Origin of the sequence: Parapedobacter composti (genome assembly GCF_900112315.1) — a bacterium.
Classification (GTDB): domain Bacteria; phylum Bacteroidota; class Bacteroidia; order Sphingobacteriales; family Sphingobacteriaceae; genus Parapedobacter; species Parapedobacter composti.
The window spans coordinates 19,269-36,442 of sequence record NZ_FOLL01000014.1 but is presented as its reverse complement, the minus strand read 5'-3'; the positions used below and the strand labels follow the sequence as shown (position 1 = coordinate 36,442).

Below are 17,174 nucleotides of genomic sequence, written 5' to 3'. Positions count from 1 at the left end.
TTTATATTCAGTCATTTATTAACTTAATCATTATAATCATGGAAAAAACATTGTTATTCGTAAGCGCAGGTATGTTGGCGTTGGCGTCATGCGTAAGCAATCCCGATGGTAAAAGAGCAGAAACGACCGATGGTGTCGAAACCGCGGAAATGACCGCAGACGGCACTGCTCTGACGGTGGATACCGCAGCATCATCCGTGGTATGGACCGGCCGTAAGGTGAGCGGCCAGCACCACGGTACTGTTAAGATCAAATCCGGCTCACTGACGGTTGATGAAGGCAAGCTCACGGGTGGTAATTTCGTTATTGACCTCAATACCATCACCAACCAGGATTTGGATGGCGAATACAAAACCAAACTGGAAGACCATCTGCGGTCTGATGACTTCTTCGACGTGGCCAACCATCCCGAGGCCCGGTTTGAGATTACCGGCGTCAGGGAAGGCAGCGAAGCAAACGCTGTGGTTGTTTCCGGCAACCTGACGATTCGCGGGGTAACCAAAAACATCACCTTTGATGCCGATGTAGAGGAGGCGAGTGACACGGCGGTGAAGGCAACTGCTGATTTCAATATTGCCCGTGAAGACTGGGGCATCACGTATTCCGGCCAGGCAGATGATTTGATAAGCAAAGAAATCAATCTGAAGATAACACTGGTTGCGGGCGCTTAAGCGTGCCAAGCAGCGAAGAAAAGAAGCCCGGGACGTCTGACGTTCCGGGCTTTTTCGATTGCCGACTAAGCGGAGATGGCATTGATAATGTCATACTGCGTGATGATGGCGATATGGCCTGTTTCATCTTCCACCAATACCGCCTGGTTATCTTTATGGATCAGTGAAGATATTTTGTCAATGGAGGTGCGGAGGTCTACGAAAGGGAACGGCGGTGTGCATATCTCCGCCACGTTGGCCGATTTCAGGGCCGGGTTTTCCAGCAGGGCATGCAGAATGTCAGCTTCGGTGACCTTACCAATGACCATGCCTTGTTGGGTAACCGGAATCTGCGAAATATTGAGCGTCTTCATCAGGTTGAACGTTTCAATGACCGATTGTTCCACGTCGGCGGTAACGATGGGTACATGGCCCCGCTTCCGCAGAATGGCCTGTGCGGTGAGTTTTTCATCTTGCAGGAAACCCCGTTCGCGTAGCCAATCATCATTGTACATCTTGCCCATATAGCGCGACCCATGGTCGTGCAGGATGACAACCACCACGGCATCGTCCGTCAGGCGGTCTTTGAGCTGCAGTAGCCCGGCTATGGCCGCTCCGGCTGAATTTCCGGCAAAAATCCCTTCCCGGCGGGCAATCTCACGGGTCATCAGGGCGGCGTCTTTATCGGTCACTTTCTCAAACAGGTCAATAATGTCAAAATCCACGTTTTTCGGCAGGAAATCCTCGCCGATGCCCTCCGTAATGTACGGGTATATTTCGTTTTTGTCAAAGACGCCGGTTTCCTTGTATTTTTTGAATACGGAGCCGTAGGTATCGATGCCCCAGATACGGATGTCCGGATTCTTTTCCCTGAGGTACCTGCCAGCCCCGCTGATGGTGCCGCCTGTGCCCACGCCGGCTACCAGGTGGGTGACTTTCCCTTCCGTCTGTTCCCAGATTTCGGGTCCGGTCTGCTCGTAGTGGGCCTGCGTATTTGACAGGTTATCGTATTGGTTGGCTTTCCACGAATTGGGGATTTCCCGTGCCAGCCGGCTGGATACCGAATAATAGGAGCGGGGGTCATCCGGGTCGACATTCGTGGGACATACGATCACCTCTGCGCCAAATGCCCGCAGCGCATCTATCTTCTCCTTGGATTGTTTATCCGTGGTGGTGAATATGCATTTATAGCCTTTGACAGCCGCGGCGATGGCCAGTCCCATGCCCGTGTTCCCCGATGTCCCTTCTATGATGGTGCCCCCCGGTTTGAGCAGGCCCGCCCGTTCGGCATCTTCAATCATTTTTATGGCCATGCGGTCTTTGATGGAGTTGCCGGGGTTGGTGGTTTCCACTTTAACCAGCACGGTCCCCTTTACCCCTTGGGTGATGTTGTTCAGTTTAACCAGGGGCGTATTGCCAATCGTTTCCAGGATGTTGTTATACCACATGGTGTGCGTGTCCGTTAAAATTTCAGGTGCTTCACCGTCAGCCCATTATTGATGAGCTGCTTAAGCGACTCTATGCCTATTTTCAGGTGTGTTTCCACAAAATTAGCCGTTACGCTTGAATCACTTTCCACGGTTTTCACCCCTTCGGGGATCATGGGCTGGTCAGACACCAGCAGCAGCGCGCCCGTAGGGATTTTATTGGCAAAGCCCACGGAGAATATCGTGGCCGTTTCCATGTCTACCAGCATGGCCCGGATGCTTTTGAGATATCGTTTGAAATCTTTGTCGTGTTCCCATACCCGCCTGTTCGTCGTGTAAACGGTACCCGTCCAGTAATCGAGGGAGTGGTCGCGTATGGTGGTGGATATGGCTTTCTGCAGGGCGAAAGCGGGCAATGCCGGCACTTCCGGCGGGAAATAGTCATTTGACGTTCCTTCGCCCCTTATGGCGGCGATGGGCAATACCAGATCGCCTATTTTGTTTTTTTTCTTCAGCCCGCCGGCCTTACCCAGAAACAGCACCGCTTTCGGGCTGATGGCCGACAGCAAATCCATAACCGTTGCGGCCATGGGGCTGCCCATGCCGAAGTTAATGATGGTGATGCCGTCGGCCGTCACACTTTGCATGGGTTTATCCAGTCCGAAAACGGGCGCATGGCCATGCATTTCAGAAAAACGCCTCACGTAATCCGAAAAATTGGTCAGCAGGATATATTCCCCGAACTCGTCCAGCGGCCGGTTGGTATAGCGGGGCAGCCAATTGTTGACGATGTCTTCCTTGGATTTCAATCCGGGTTTGATGGGGCTTTGCACGGGCGTATGTTTTTTTGTCGGCATAACAGTTTACGCTTATCAATTTCCGGCAGGTAATACAAAGATAAAAAAAATCCCCCGGCAATGCGGGGGATTTTTTAAGCGGCCTTCAGTTTTTTCAGGTCCGATTTTTCGAACTTATGTTTCGCATATTCGAGCGATATGTAAAGCTCTTTCTGCTCGTTGCGGTTCTTGGCGGAGGGTATTTCAAACATGGCATCCAGCATGATGGCCTCGCAGATGGAACGGAGGCCGCGGGCGCCCAGTTTGAATTCATCGGCCTTATCCACGATAAAGCGGAACACGTCCTCTTCGAATTTCAGTTCCACACCTTCGTAATCAAACAGTTTCTTGTACTGTTTAATCAACGCGTTTTTGGGTTCGGTGAGGATGTTCAGCAGGGTGTTCTTATCCAGCGGGTTCAAGTAGGTCAATACCGGTAACCGCCCGATGAGTTCGGGAATGAGCCCGTAATTTTTCAGATCCTGCGGCGTGATGTATTTATAGAGGTTGTTCGTGTCAATCTCCGTATCTTCTTTGTTCACTTTGTACCCGATTGTCTGTGTACGCAGGCGGTTGGCAATTTTCTTCTGTATGCCGTCAAATGCTCCCCCGCAGATGAACAGGATGTTGTTGGTGTTTACCGCAATCATCTTTTGGTCCGGGTGCTTGCGCCCGCCCTGCGGCGGAACATTCACGATGGTACCTTCGAGGATTTTGAGCAGCGCCTGCTGTACACCTTCGCCGGAAACGTCGCGCGTTATGGACGGGTTGTCGCTTTTGCGGGCAATCTTGTCAATTTCATCGATATAGATGATGCCCCGCTCGGCGGCGGCAACATCATAATCCGCGGCCTGTAGTAGGCGCGTAAGGATGCTTTCCACGTCTTCGCCCACGTAGCCTGCTTCCGTTAATACGGTGGCGTCGCAGATACAGAACGGCACATTGAGGATTTTGGCAATCGTTTTGGCCAAAAGCGTTTTTCCGGTACCCGTTTCGCCCACCATGATGATGTTCGATTTTTCTATCTCGATTTCATCCTTATCCACCTTTTGGTTGAGCCGTTTGTAGTGGTTGTACACAGACACCGCCATCACTTTCTTTGCATCGTCCTGCCCAATCACATATTGGTCCAGGTGTTCTTTGATTTCGATGGGCCGTATCAGCTTCAGCGTGGTTTGCAGCGCTTTGCTTTTACGGAGATTCATCTCTTCGGTGAGGATTTCGCTGGCCTGCGTGATGCAGCGGTCGCAGATATGCGCGCCATCACCCGCAATGAGCATCAGCGCATCCTGTTTACGGATGCCGCAGAACGAACACGCCACCTCCTTCATGTTTTTTGCCATGTTTTATTTCTCCTTTTTTGCCACCAGCACTTCATCCACCATACCGTGTTCTTTGGCTTCCACGGCAGTCATCCAGAAGTCACGGTCAGAAGCTTTTTCCACCCAGTCATAAGGTTTTCCGGAGTGGCTGGCGATAATTTCATACAATTCCTTCTTCAGTTTCAGCATTTCCCGGAGGTTGATTTCCATATCCGCCGCTACACCCTGTGCACCGCCTGAGGGTTGGTGTATCATCACCCGCGAGTGCGTCAACGCCGCGCGTTTGCCTTTGGCTCCGGCACAAAGCAACACGGCACCCATGGATGCCGCCATGCCCGTACAGATGGTAGCCACATCGGGCGAGATGTATTGCATGGTATCGTAGATGCCCAGTCCGGCATATACGCTGCCGCCCGGGGAGTTGATGTAAATCTGGATGTCGCGTTGTGCGTCGGCAGACTGCAGGAAAAGCAGCTGCGCCTGTATGATGTTGGCCACCTGATCCGTCACGGCATCACCCAGAAAGATGATGCGGTCCATCATCAGCCGGGAAAACACGTCCATCTGTGCAACGTTCAGCTGCCGTTCTTCAATAATGTACGGAGTAAGTGCGGCAGGAAACCTGCGTTCCGCCCGCGAAATAAAGCCATCCACGTGGTGGCTTCCGATACGGTGGTGTTTGATAGCGTATTTTCTGAATTCGTTTTTATCTATGCTCATGATGCTAATGCTATTAGTTCAGCTAATATAGGGGATTCCGTTTAAAATTTTATCTGTTAAGTGTTATATTACTTGATAATGTTACTTGGCAAACATCGCGCCATAGGCAGCCAGCCGCGGTCCACTGCCAAAATGCCGCATGGTCAGCCTGACAGGGTGTCGGGCGGATAATCCGGCAGGTCCGCCAGAAATTCCACACGGCCTTCCGCGAAATGGATGCGGCAGTAGTAATGCTCAAGGCCGTTGCTCACCAGCAGCAGGGGGATGCGGTGTACCGAGTTGTATCGTGCAATCTGTTCAAACGCGGCCTGCGTTATCTTCACCGAAGGGGCCTTGAATTCGGCCAGCAGTATTTTGTTGCCCAGGTTGTTATAAATGACCAAATCGCTGCGCCGTGGCATGTCATGCAGCTTAAGCCCCCCTTCCAGCTTGATGAGCGCACGGGGGTATTTTTTGGCGCTGATGAGGTGATGCACCCAATGCTGGCGTACCCACTCCTCCGGGGTGAGCACCAGTTGTTTCCGGCGCAGTTCATCAAATATGAAAAGCCTGGTGCCTGCCCGTTGGATTCTGGCCGGATACGCCGGCAAATTGAGCGGTATGGGGGTAAACATCCCGCGAACTTATGAAACTTGCCGGTAAAAGGCAAGCCCGGTCGGGCAGCGGTCGTTGAAAACAGGCTTTTGCAGATGCCAACATAATGTTTAATTTGGCAACGCAAAAATGTAACATTACCCGACACCGGCTTACCGGGACAGCCAATGGATGCGAATAAGATAATAGCGGATATCAAAGGGAGAAAACTGCAGCCGGTATACCTGCTGCACGGCGAAGATCCCTATTACATTGACCTCGTGAGCGATGCCATCGAAAACGGGGTGCTCGATGATGCACAGAAAGGGTTTGACCAGACGGTGCTGTACGGCAAAGACACTGATTTTGCCACGGTCATCAACGCGGCCAAGCGCTATCCGATGATGAGCGACTATCAGGTGATTATCGTGAAGGAAGCGCAGAACCTCAAGTGGAAAGACGACGAGCTGCTACTGAGCTACCTTGAAAATCCGATGAAGAGCACCGTACTGGTGCTGGCTTACAAACACGGCAAATTCGACAAACGTAAGAAAGCCTACAAAGCCGCGGAAAAGGCGGGGGTGGTCCTGGAGTCGGCCAAATTGTATGACGATAAGGTAGCCCCCTGGATAGCCGCCTTCGTCAAAGGCCGGGGGTGGGCCATCCATCCTGCGGCCTCAGCACTGATGGCCGAATACCTGGGCAATGATCTCTCCAAAGTGGTCAACGAGCTGGAGAAACTGATGCTCAATGTGCCCAAAGGGCAGGAGATCTCCACCCAAGATATTGAGCGCAACATCGGTATCAGCAAAGATTTCAACGTGTTTGAGTTAAATACGGCGCTGGCCCGGAGAGACGCCGCCAAAGCCTTCCAGATTGTAGACTATTTTGCGGCCAACCCGCGCAACAACCCGATTCAGGTGATATTGGGCGCCATGGGAGGCTACTTCACGAAAATCCTGAAATACCATTACCTCCAGGACAAGTCGCCGCAGGCAGTAGCCAAGGAGCTGGGGGTGCACCCCTTCTTTACCAAGGAATACGACATGGCGGCCCGCAGTTACGGGCGCAGGAAGACATTTGACATCATAACATACCTGCGTGAATGCGATCTGAAGTCAAAAGGCCTGAATGCAGTGAATGTAGAACAGGGCGATCTGCTCAAAGAATTGGTGTATAAAATTCTCTATTAACGTTAACCGATGAACAAATTTTTACCGATTTTAATTGTACTGTTGGGCTGCTCAAGCTTGCAAGCGCAAGCCCAGCGCAGGGGCAGCTATACACTGCTTCAGGCAGGTGGCATCTACGGACTGGCCACCACGGCCGACCATGACCCGAGGCATGGCTATCAATTCCAGTTTATGTTTGGGCGCAACTTCTATGATAGACTATACCTCGGACTGGGTATCGGCAACGAAGTCTACCGGGGCCGGACGACGTTGGCCAACGGCAACCGATCTACCCACCGGGTAAACACGTTGCCGATATTTGCCGATTTCAGGGCGCCCATTGCACAGCTATCCCCGTTGGGCAGGCTGGGCACCATGGTCAATGCCGGATATGCCCCAAGTATCGGAAGCGATTACTTCAGAGGGTTCATGGGGAAAGCCGGACTCACCTACGGGCATCTGCTGGTAGACGGCTCGTCACTGTTAATCAGTGCCGGTTACGGTTTCCAGCAATTCGGTTCGCGTTTTTTTTCCGATCGGCATGTGCAGCACAACCTATTTGTTACCGTGGGACTGTTTGTGCACTGAGCTCTAGGCCTGTTTTTTAAGCATACATGGCCTGCCGCTGTTCCTTCACGGCTTCGCTGCTGATGTAGTCGTCATAGTCCATCAGCTTGTCGATGATGCCCTTCGGGGTCAGTTCAATGATGCGGTTGGCTACGGTCTGCGTCAGCTCATGATCTCGCGAGGTGAACAGGATATTGCCGCGGAAATCTTTCATGCCGTTGTTCAGCGCCGTGATGGATTCCAAGTCAAGGTGGTTGGTAGGTTCATCAAACAACAACGTGTTGGCCTGCTGAAGCATCATCCGGGAGAACATACAGCGCATCTTTTCGCCGCCGGAAAGCACCGAACATTTTTTGAGCACCTCCTCGCCGGAGAACAGCATTTTGCCTAGGAAACCCCGGATGAACTGCTCGTCTTTGTCGGTGGATGAATACTCCCGGAGCCAGTCGATCAAGTTTTCGTTTTTGCCCTCGAAGTACGGTGTGTTATCCATGGGTATGTCGGCAATACTGATGGTAACCCCCCATTTGAAGCTGCCGGTGTAATCCTCATCACGGCCCGCCAGTATTTCGTAGAAAGCGGTGGTTGCCAAGCTGTTTTGTGAGAGCACGGCAATCTTATCGCCTTTGTTTACCATAAAGCTCACGTCGCTGAACAGTACTTCGCCATTTACGGTTTTACCCAGCTTTTCTACCTGCAGAATCTGGTCGCCGGCCTCCCGAGCCATGGTGTTGAACATGATGGCCGGATACTTCCGGTTGGAGGGCTTGATTTCTTCGAGGTTGATTTTTTCCAGCGCTTTCTTGCGGCTGGTTGCTTGGCGTGATTTGGAAGCATTGGCGCTGAAACGGCGGATGAACTCCTGCAGTTCCTTCACCTTGTCTTCCACCTTCTTATTCTGCTCGGCACGTTGCTTGGCCGCCAGTTGGCTGGATTCATACCAGAACGTATAGTTACCCGTATAAATGGTCATTTTGCCGAAGTCGATATCCACCACATGTGTACATACCGCATCGAGGAAGTGGCGGTCGTGCGACACCACCAGCACAATGGCTTCATAACCGGCAAGGAAATCCTCCAGCCAGGCAATGGTTTCGATATCCAGGTCGTTTGTAGGCTCATCCAGCAGCAGGATATCCGGATTGCCGAAGAGTGCCTGGGCCAGCAATACGCGTACTTTCTGGTTGCCGTCCAGTTCTTTAACCAATTTATAATGCAAATCTTCCGTAATGCCCAGGTTACTCAGCAACGTTGCCGCATCACTCTCGGCGTTCCAGCCGTCCATCTCGGCGAACCTGGCCTCCAGCTCCCCCGCACGCTCGCCGTCGGCATCGGAAAAGTCTTCCTTCGCATAGATGGCATCTTTTTCCTTCATGATGTCATAAAGCTCCTTGTGGCCCATCATCACCGTCTCGATAACCGGAAACTCGTCAAAGGCATAGTGATCCTGTTTCAGTACGGCCATCCGCTCGCCGGGTGTGATGCTTACCGAGCCCGTGGTGGGGTCAACATCGCCGGAAATGATTTTCAGGAAGGTTGATTTGCCTGCGCCGTTGGCACCGATGATGCCATAGCAATTGCCTTGCGTGAATTTGAGGTTAACCTCTTCGAACAATACGCGCTTGCCGTAGCGCAGCGATAAATTGGATACATTAATCATGGCCGCAAAGGTAACAAATTTCAGGCAGGGTTGGCATACCTTTCGGCACGGCGGTTATTCAGAAAATTAAGCCCCCTACCGCGTAATCAAAGCCGTCTCCAGCACGACGTGCTCAAATTCATACACCGGGTAACGGCTTTCGATCAGCTGGATGAGCAGCTCCATCGCCATGCGGCCCATCCCGAACGCCGGTTGCCGAACGCAGGTAAAGCCAGGCTGGATAAGGTCCAGCACTTCTGAATTGGAAAAGCCGGCCACGGCGGGTTGCCGGTCTTTCGGTATCAGCTGGTTATATGCGCTCAGGCACCCCATGCTCAGGCGATCGCTGGCCACGAATATCGCATCGGGCGGCTCTTGGAGATTGATGAAATACCGTACGGCGTCTTCCACTTCCTGCTGCACCCGGCCTCCGTGATGGCAGTAGCGGATAAGCGTTTCGTCCAATCGCAGTCCATTCGACTTTAACGCTGCTTCGTACCCTTCCAGCCGTTCCGCGGTGATGGAAAGGTGGGGGGCATTGGCCAGGTGAGCTATCCTCCGGAAGCCGCTGTCGATGAGCGACTGGGTGGCCTTACGGGCACCATCGCGGTTATCCGCGGTGACGGTATGGGTATCAAACGCGTGGATGATACGGTCAAAGAACACAATGGGCAGCCCCTGCCCGTGCAGGTTCGTAATATGGGAAAAATCTTTGGTCTCGGCAGACATGGAGATGAGCAGCCCATCCACTGCGCGGTTGGCCAGGTGCTGGATATTGACCACTTCACGCTCATAAGAGTCGTGGCTTTGGGAAATGATGACATGGTAGCCCTTGCCGTAGGCAACAGACTCGATGCCATCTATGGCCTGCGAAAAAAAACTGTTGGCCACTTCGCAAACCACCACGCCAATGGAATAGCTGCGCCCCTGGCGTAGGCTGGACGCCATGGGATTGCGGCGGTAATTGTGCTTTTCCGCATATTCCAGTACGCGCTTTTTGGTCTCCTCATTAATCTCATAGCTATCGCTTAGCGCGCGGGATACAGTAGAGGGCGAAAGCGCCAACGCTTGGGCGATATCTTTGATGGTAATGGGTTTGAACACGGCTTATACAATTGTTTCACGCAAAAATACACTAAGTTTTCCGGAACTCCATGCGCCTGGCTGAAAATGTGTCCGGTCCAAAACCAGGTCTAAGGATTTATGCAATCGATACCGGTATCGATTGCGTAAATTTAACTTTCGGTTAAGTTTATTGTATTATATTGGTTTATAGTGTTTTATGTATAAATCGTTTGATGGGGTGCAGGATGCGGCAGGATGCCAAAACATGTGCTTATCCATAATATTGTGAACGCTAACCAAGAGAAGAATAGCTTCAGGAAACTGAAATTAACTAATGCGTAAATAGTACGGTAAACTTAAAGTCAATCTCGTTTTGCGTCGGTATAAACCATCAATGATGACGGGCATGTTTGCAGAACCAGCCCACGGGGAAAGAAATCCCGAAGCTGCCGGAACCATGAACAGGCGGAATTTCCTGTCGGCGGCGGCCGGTTTTTCGCTCCTGCTGCCGCAGGTTGCCCTGGGCGGCTGGCGCACATCCCCTGAACCGCGCCTTTCTGCGTTTAGCAAGCAATTGCGGCCGGTGGGGCGGGCCTTGGAATCGGAGGGGTATTATGTTTGGTGCAGCAGCCCCATATTCGGGGAGGACGGAAAGGTTCATGTCTTCTATTCCCGCTGGCCGGCAGACAAAGGCATGAGCGGATGGATCAGCAAATCGGAAATAGCCCATGCCGTGGCAGACAGCCCTGAAGGACCCTTTGCATACGTCGGCACGGTGTTGGCTCCCCGGCCGGGTTTCTGGGATGCAACCACCTGTCATAATCCACTGATAAAACAGGTGAACGGAAAGTATTGCCTGTTCTATATGGGCAATTCCAATGGCAAAACCAATACCAAGCGCATCGGGCTGGCCACCGCTTCTTCGTTGTACGGCCCCTGGGAACGGGGGGATGCCCCGCTGCTGGAATCCGGTGCGCCGGGGGAATGGGACGATCATTGCACCACCAACCCGGCTTTTGTGGAGGCGCCCGACGGAACTTGCCAGCTTTTTTACAAGTCGTGGAATACGTATGAATACGAGCATAGCGATCACCCCTCCATCCGGGGCAACCGCAAGTACGGCTTGGCGACTGCTGCCGATGTGCACGGGCCATATAGGCGGCATCCCGCCAACCCCGTACTCGATTTTTCCAGCAGGGGCGGCAATGCCCAGTTTGAGGACGCCTTCGTATGGCGGGAAAACGGCACGTATTTCCTTATCGCACGGGATATGGGCGTATATAACCATGAGGTAGGCCTCATTATGGAGTCAGCTGATGGTATCCATTGGTCAGAACCGCTTATTGCCTACCATGAATTGGCACATTACGTAAATGAGCCGCCGGCTCCGGCGCATCTGAAGCGTTACGGCCGGCTCGAAAGGCCTATGCTGCTGATGCGGGATGGAAAGCCGGCTTACCTCTTTTGTGCTGCCCAAGGTGGAAAATTTAGCACGTCCAGTGCGTTTGTGTTGCGTTATGAACAAAAATAAAGACGATGAGAATATAACTACAAAACCATGTTGCCTGATTTTGAAACGCACCTTTTCCGGAGGCTAACCAATTACAAAAGGTAGCGGCCTGAATTAACACCGCCTGCAATTACGCGGGTGGGGCAAAAGTTTGTGATGCTTTGTTTGTCCGGTAGCGGACTGTACCTAATTAAACCAATTGAAGTATGATGCATAAACCTATTTGTAGATTTTTATGGGCCTGTTTTTTACCCCTGTTTTTCTGGCAATGCCAGAAACAGCCTTGGGAAGAACATTACGAACGGCCCGACTGGCTGCGCGGAAATGCGTGGGAAGTGCTGGAAGCAAGGGGTAATTTCGGTATGTTTCTGGAGGCGGCGGAGCGCGCCGGCTTCAAAGACGTGCTCACAGGCAAGGTCATCGCCACGGTGATGGCTCCCGATGACGCGGCTATGCAGCAGTATTTGCAGAAACATAGCATCACGTCCATAACCGGCATGCCGATAACGGAGCTGCGCAAATTGATAGGCTTCCACCTGATTTACTACGCGTATGATCAGCAAAAGCTTGCGAACTACCAGCCGTTCGGTTTTGGTCTGGAAATACCGGACAACGCAGGCCTGTACTACAAGCACCGCACGCGCAGCCGCGACACGGTCTCGGTTTGGCGCGACCCGGCCACGCAGCTCAACCGCACCGTGTTCCATAAAGATCGCTTCCTGCCCATATTTTCCCAACGGCATTTCCAGACCAAGGGTATCGATGCGCAGCGCAACTACGAATATTTCTATCCGCAAAGCGCCTGGAGCGCCGGAGCGGATGGATTTCACGTCGGTAATGCCGCCGTATCCGAGTACGCCATACCGACAGACAACGGCTATGTATACGTCATTGATGAGGTATTGGAGCCCCTGGAAACGGTACACAGCCTGTTGAAAAACGAGCCGGATTACAGCACGTTCATGGCCATCTATGACCGGTTTATCGATTTTTGGTACGACGAAAGCACAAGTGCTCAATACAGCGGGCTGGCTGATTCGCTGTACATCGTCACCCACGGCTCATTGCCGCAGATTGCATCGGAGTGGTCGTACAACGGCGAGTCGGGCATGCCTGACTATGCCAACCTACCGGAATTGACTTACCGGGCATTTAACGTGTTTGCGCCGAACAACCAGGCGCTCAACGATTTCTTCCAATCCTATTGGAGCAATTACTATTCATCTATCGATGAGGTCAACCTGCAGCCGTTGTCCCTGTTGCTAACCAACCACGTTTACCAAGGCAATATTGTATTCCCGGATGAAGTCGTGCAGGGCGATAAAATCACCAGCACATTCGGCAACCCGATTACCTTTGATCCTTATACGGAAGTAGCTGATCGGGGCATCGCCACCAACGGGGTGTATTACGGGCTCAATAAAGTCATTGTGCCGGGGATGTTCTACAGCGTTACCGGGCCATTGCTGCAAAACCCCAATTATAAGATGTTCCTGCATATGGCCGTGCAATCCAATGTGATACCACCGTTGATGAGCCAGGTGTTAGACTATACCCTGTTCGTTCCGTCAGATCAAGTGTTGCTCAATACGCTGGTGGGCGAAAGCCACCTGTTCTGGAACGAGGGCCATCCACTGCGCTTCGGCGATGAAGCGGTGGAAATAGAAAACAACGACGGCATCCGGGTCCCGCTGGGGGTAGGTACCATGAGCCAGCTGGTTTCCAACCATATCATTACCGGCCGTATCACGCAATTTTCGGGTAAGCAGGTGTTCCGCACGCGCAATCCATTCAGCTATATTTACGTAACGGACCAAGGCGTGGCTTCATCGGCAACCTACAATAACGGCAGGTTCTTGCCCGTGCAGGAAATCGCGGGCAATTGGACCAACGGGGTGGTTTATGCCGTCGATGAGGCATTGCAGCGGGAAGTGGGCAGTATCAAGTTCTTAATCACGGGTGCGTCGTCTACCACCAGTCCGCTGCATGAGTTTTCCGAGTTTGCCATGCTGCTCAACCGCGCCGGATTGCTGCCCACGGGGGCGCCCCTGTCGTTTCTGTTGGGTGAGCGCTTTTTACTGTTTGCCCCTACGAACGAAGCCATCCGTGCGGCCCTGCAAGCCGGCGGTATTATCCCCGAAGACAATGCCGCATTGGCGGAGTACCTCAAGTATTATTTTGTGCCTATAAACGAAAATTCGCTGAGCGATTATCCGTTCCCGGGGTTTGGCGTGCAGGGCCAGTGGAATACGGCCCGCACGGTTCAGGGCGGCCGATCGACGCTCACCGTGATCGACCAGGGCACTGGGCTGTCGGTTCAGGATGCCGCCGGGCAGACGGCAGCGGTCGTCAGCGAATTTCCCAAAACGTTTAACGACGGAGCAATTTACCAAATCGACAGGTTACTTACTGCAAATTAATAGAGAATGAAAGGAAAAATAATCGTATTGTGCTGGTTGTTGCTGTGGTCGGGATGGTCAGTAGCGCAGCAGTCCAATATTCTTCGCGGCAGCATTTCAGACGAGCAGGGGAACCCGTTGGCGGGCGCAACCGTGTTCATTGAAAATCAAGATAAACGGAACCTCAAGGGGTCGTCTACCGACGCCAACGGGCTCTTTCAGCTGGAGGTGCCCAACCAACCTGATTTGACCGTGGTGTTTTCATGCATCGGTTTTCAGACGCAACGGATACCCTACAGCGGCCAGCGGGCCCTGCAGATACGCCTGAAGATGGCAGATATGCAAATCGATGAAGTCACCATCGAAGCCCGTGGCACCAAGCAAATCAACAGCATGGGCATATCTTACCGGGATCAGGTGTCTTCTACCGAACGGTTTGACCTGAAGGAGGTGGAAACCATGCCCTTCGCGTCCATCGAAGAGGGGTTGCAGGGACGTATGGCTAACGTAGACATTGTTACCAGTGCCGATCCGGGCGCCCGCAACTCGATCCGCATCCGGGGTACCTCCTCACTCAATGCCAATGCCGATCCGCTCATCGTCATCGACGGCGTGCCGTACCCGACGACCATCCAGGATGGGTTCGATTTCGCTACGGCCAACGATGAGGATTTCGGCGCGCTGGTTAACATTTCGCCCAACGATATCGAGTCCATCGAAGTGCTGAAGGATGCGGCTGCAACAGCGATATGGGGGTCGCAGGGCGCCAACGGCGTGCTACTGTTCACCACCAAGCGAGGGCGTTCAGGCAAAACCCGCATATCGTTTTCCAGCAAGCTGGACATGCGCCGCGAGCCGGATCCCATCCCGCTGCTCGACGGCAACCAGTACGTCAGCCTGATCCAGGATGCCGTCTGGAATTCGGTGAATGACCTGGGGTATGCAGCCGGATCCGGTTACCTTGATCTGCTCTATAATACCAATGAGATCAACTTTAACCCCGACTGGGTATATTTCGACGAGTATAACCAGAATACGCAGTGGGTCAACCACGTCAACCAGTTGGGGTACTTTGTGGATAATTCGCTCTCCATAAGCGGCGGGGGCGACAAGGCTACTTACCGGCTTTCGCTGGGCATGCTGGATGACGTAGGTACTACCATCGGTACGGACCTTAAGCGGTACAACGCCTTGCTGGCGGTAAACTACCGGTTTTCAAACAAGCTGGAGGTGATGGCTGATATGGCTTACACCCGGAGCAACCAGAATAATTCCTGGACGGCCGGCGGTTTGGCGTCGCCCCGCGGCATTGCCATGACGCGCATGCCCAATATGAGCCCCTGGGTCATCGGGGCGAACGGGCAACCCACCAATGAATATTTTACGCCGCGGGTAAACTTCCAGGGCGGGTTTGAAGAAGGCAGTATGGCAAACAAAGTGTACAACCCGGTGGCGATGGTGCACGAGTCGGTCAACCGGACAAACAGTGAAAATGCCCGGGCCAACTTCCGCCTCCGGTATGATGTTGTGCCCAGTTTGCAGTACCACGGTATGGTTGGTTTCGACATGCGTTCAAGCAAAAACCGCCGGTTCTTGCCGCAGTCCGTTACGGGGGTATCCTGGGTGAATGAATATTTCAACCAAGCGTCAGACCGCATTACGGATGCACTGAACCTGACCACCGAAAACCGGTTTCTGTATAACAAACTGTTCGGTGAAGATCATAACCTGATCGGCAATGCCATTCTCCGCACCACCGAAGAGCTGAGCTACCCCTACAGCAGTGAAACATCGGGCAACGCGTCGTCGGGAATGTCCGACCCGGCGTTGGGCGGCAATGTCGTCTCGATAGCATCAGATTTCAGTGCCATCCGCCGGATTGCCGGCATTGCCAACGTATTCTATTCCTATAAGGGCAAATACAACATCAACGGGGGCTATACCTGGGAAGCCAACAACAGCATCGGCCGGGAGCACCGTTGGGGCAGGTTTCCCGCCGTGGGGGCTGCGTGGTTGTTCGGTGATGAACCATTTATGCAGCGGCTGAACTTTTTCGATTTGGCCAAGCTCCGTTACAGTTGGGGGCGCACGGGCAATGCACCCAGCGGTGCATGGCGGTATCTGGGCACATTTTCCCCGCTGGTGCCGGGCTATATGGATATGCCGGCTATCCGGCCGCAGCGCATGCAGCTGGAAAACCTGCGGTGGGAAACAATCACCCAATCCAACTTCGGCCTCGAACTGGCCATGCTGGACAACCGCCTTTTCGTCACCATGGAGCGGTATGACCGCCGCACGACGGATGTGCTGCATAGAGATGTACGCATTCCGGGGTCAACGGGCTTTTCGCAACTGGCCTGGTTTAACAGCGGGGAGCTGTACAACCGCGGGTGGGAACTGATTGTCAACTACGACGTGATCCGGAAATCCGACTGGGGGTTACAGATGATGCTCAACTTCTCCCGCAACCAAAACGAAGTGGTGGAGCTTCCGGAAAATATGCAGTTTGAAAACTATGTGTTTGACAATAAGCGCTATGCACACCGCATTGTAGAGGGCAATCCTGTCGGTTCGTTTTATGGCTACCGCTACCTCGGGGTATACCAAAACCAGGACGAAACCTATGCCCGTGACCTGAACGGCAATCTGATCTACAACCTCAATGGCGAGCCGGTGTTTATGACGTATAACAACCAGCGGCAGGCATACCCCGGTGATGCCCGGTATGCAGACATCAACGGCGACGGGGTTATTGATCAGTATGACATCGTGTACCTGGGTAATGCCATGCCCTTGTTTACGGGGGGGCTCAGCCTGACACTGCGTTACAAAGGATTCACGCTGAGTTCCTTTTTCCACGGCCGGTTCGGCAACAAGGTGGTCAACGAGGCACGGATGAATACCGAGGATATGCGGGGAACGAGCAACCAAAGCCAGGCGGTGCTGCGCCGGTGGCGGCACGAAGGCGACCAGACCGACATCCCCCGGGCGCTGTTCGGCGAGGGGTATAACATTCTGGGGTCGGATCGGTTCGTGGAAGACGCCTCGTTTGTACGGCTCCGCAACCTTTCCTTGCGTTATTCCCTGCCCAAACCCTTTTTGCAGCGGTTCAATATCCAGCGCTTTGATGTGTTCATGACCATCCAAGACCTGATCACCTGGACGAACTATACGGGCATGGACCCCGAAGTATCCCTGAGGCCCAATGATGTTTATATGCTGAGTAGAGACAATGCGTCAACGCCACGGCCGCGGCGTTATGCGGTAGGGCTTATGTTTGACTTTTAATGTGGA

Annotated in this window: 13 protein-coding genes; 6 read left to right on the top strand and 7 right to left on the bottom strand. The window is 53.0% G+C overall.

Annotation, left to right across the window (positions count from 1 at the left end):
- Positions 1-38 precede the first annotated feature (38 nt).
- Positions 39-671, top strand: a complete 633-nt coding sequence (locus BM030_RS14035) for a YceI family protein (protein WP_090974239.1) — start codon at positions 39-41, stop codon at positions 669-671.
- A gap of 65 nt (positions 672-736) precedes the next feature.
- Here BM030_RS14035 and BM030_RS14030 read toward each other — a convergent pair whose 3' ends face one another.
- The 5 genes from BM030_RS14030 to BM030_RS14010 all read right to left on the bottom strand — a co-directional run bounded on the left by BM030_RS14030 (position 737) and on the right by BM030_RS14010 (position 5,569).
- Positions 737-2,098: a pyridoxal-phosphate dependent enzyme gene (locus BM030_RS14030; protein WP_090974238.1), complete on the bottom strand. Its 1,362-nt coding sequence runs from the start codon at positions 2,096-2,098 to the stop codon at positions 737-739.
- A 14-nt stretch (positions 2,099-2,112) separates the two neighbouring features.
- The gene (locus tag BM030_RS14025; RefSeq protein ID WP_090974237.1) at positions 2,113-2,934 is read right to left on the bottom strand and encodes an AMP nucleosidase; all 822 of its coding nucleotides are present in this window, start codon (positions 2,932-2,934) and stop codon (positions 2,113-2,115) included.
- A 74-nt stretch (positions 2,935-3,008) separates the two neighbouring features.
- Complete coding sequence (clpX, locus tag BM030_RS14020) at positions 3,009-4,256, bottom strand: ATP-dependent Clp protease ATP-binding subunit ClpX (protein ID WP_090974236.1); 1,248 nt, start codon at positions 4,254-4,256, stop codon at positions 3,009-3,011.
- A 3-nt stretch (positions 4,257-4,259) separates the two neighbouring features.
- Positions 4,260-4,955: an ATP-dependent Clp endopeptidase proteolytic subunit ClpP gene (clpP, locus tag BM030_RS14015; protein WP_090974235.1), complete on the bottom strand. Its 696-nt coding sequence runs from the start codon at positions 4,953-4,955 to the stop codon at positions 4,260-4,262.
- Positions 4,956-5,098: 143 nt separating this feature from the next.
- Positions 5,099-5,569: a type I restriction enzyme HsdR N-terminal domain-containing protein gene (locus tag BM030_RS14010; protein ID WP_090974234.1), complete on the bottom strand. Its 471-nt coding sequence runs from the start codon at positions 5,567-5,569 to the stop codon at positions 5,099-5,101.
- 147 nt (positions 5,570-5,716) lie between these two features.
- On the opposite strand from BM030_RS14010, the gene holA reads away from it, so the two are divergent.
- Together holA and BM030_RS14000 are read left to right on the top strand one after the other, a co-directional pair.
- The gene (gene holA / locus BM030_RS14005; protein ID WP_090974233.1) at positions 5,717-6,721 is read left to right on the top strand and encodes a DNA polymerase III subunit delta; all 1,005 of its coding nucleotides are present in this window, start codon (positions 5,717-5,719) and stop codon (positions 6,719-6,721) included.
- 9 nt (positions 6,722-6,730) lie between these two features.
- Positions 6,731-7,288, top strand: coding sequence for a hypothetical protein (locus BM030_RS14000; RefSeq protein WP_090974232.1), 558 nt, complete (start codon positions 6,731-6,733; stop codon positions 7,286-7,288).
- Positions 7,289-7,304: 16 nt separating this feature from the next.
- Here the strand turns inward: BM030_RS14000 and BM030_RS13995 are convergent, their stop codons facing one another.
- A complete protein-coding gene (locus BM030_RS13995) occupies positions 7,305-8,927 on the bottom strand; it encodes an ABC-F family ATP-binding cassette domain-containing protein (RefSeq protein WP_090974231.1) in 1,623 nt (540 codons plus the stop codon).
- 75 nt (positions 8,928-9,002) lie between these two features.
- Positions 9,003-10,010 carry a LacI family DNA-binding transcriptional regulator gene (locus BM030_RS13990; RefSeq protein WP_090974230.1) on the bottom strand — a complete coding sequence of 336 codons (1,008 nt, stop codon included), beginning with the start codon at positions 10,008-10,010 and terminating at the stop codon, positions 9,003-9,005.
- A gap of 367 nt (positions 10,011-10,377) precedes the next feature.
- Between BM030_RS13990 and BM030_RS13985 the strand changes: the two genes are divergently transcribed.
- The 3 genes from BM030_RS13985 to BM030_RS13975 all read left to right on the top strand — a co-directional run bounded on the left by BM030_RS13985 (position 10,378) and on the right by BM030_RS13975 (position 17,168).
- Positions 10,378-11,502, top strand: coding sequence for a glycoside hydrolase family protein (locus tag BM030_RS13985; protein WP_244518959.1), 1,125 nt, complete (start codon positions 10,378-10,380; stop codon positions 11,500-11,502).
- 185 nt (positions 11,503-11,687) lie between these two features.
- A complete protein-coding gene (locus BM030_RS13980; RefSeq protein WP_090974229.1) occupies positions 11,688-13,901 on the top strand; it encodes a fasciclin domain-containing protein in 2,214 nt (737 codons plus the stop codon).
- Positions 13,902-13,907: 6 nt separating this feature from the next.
- On the top strand, positions 13,908-17,168 hold the full coding sequence (locus BM030_RS13975) for a SusC/RagA family TonB-linked outer membrane protein (protein ID WP_090974228.1): 3,261 nt from the start codon (positions 13,908-13,910) through the stop codon (positions 17,166-17,168).
- Positions 17,169-17,174: the final 6 nt, after the last annotated feature.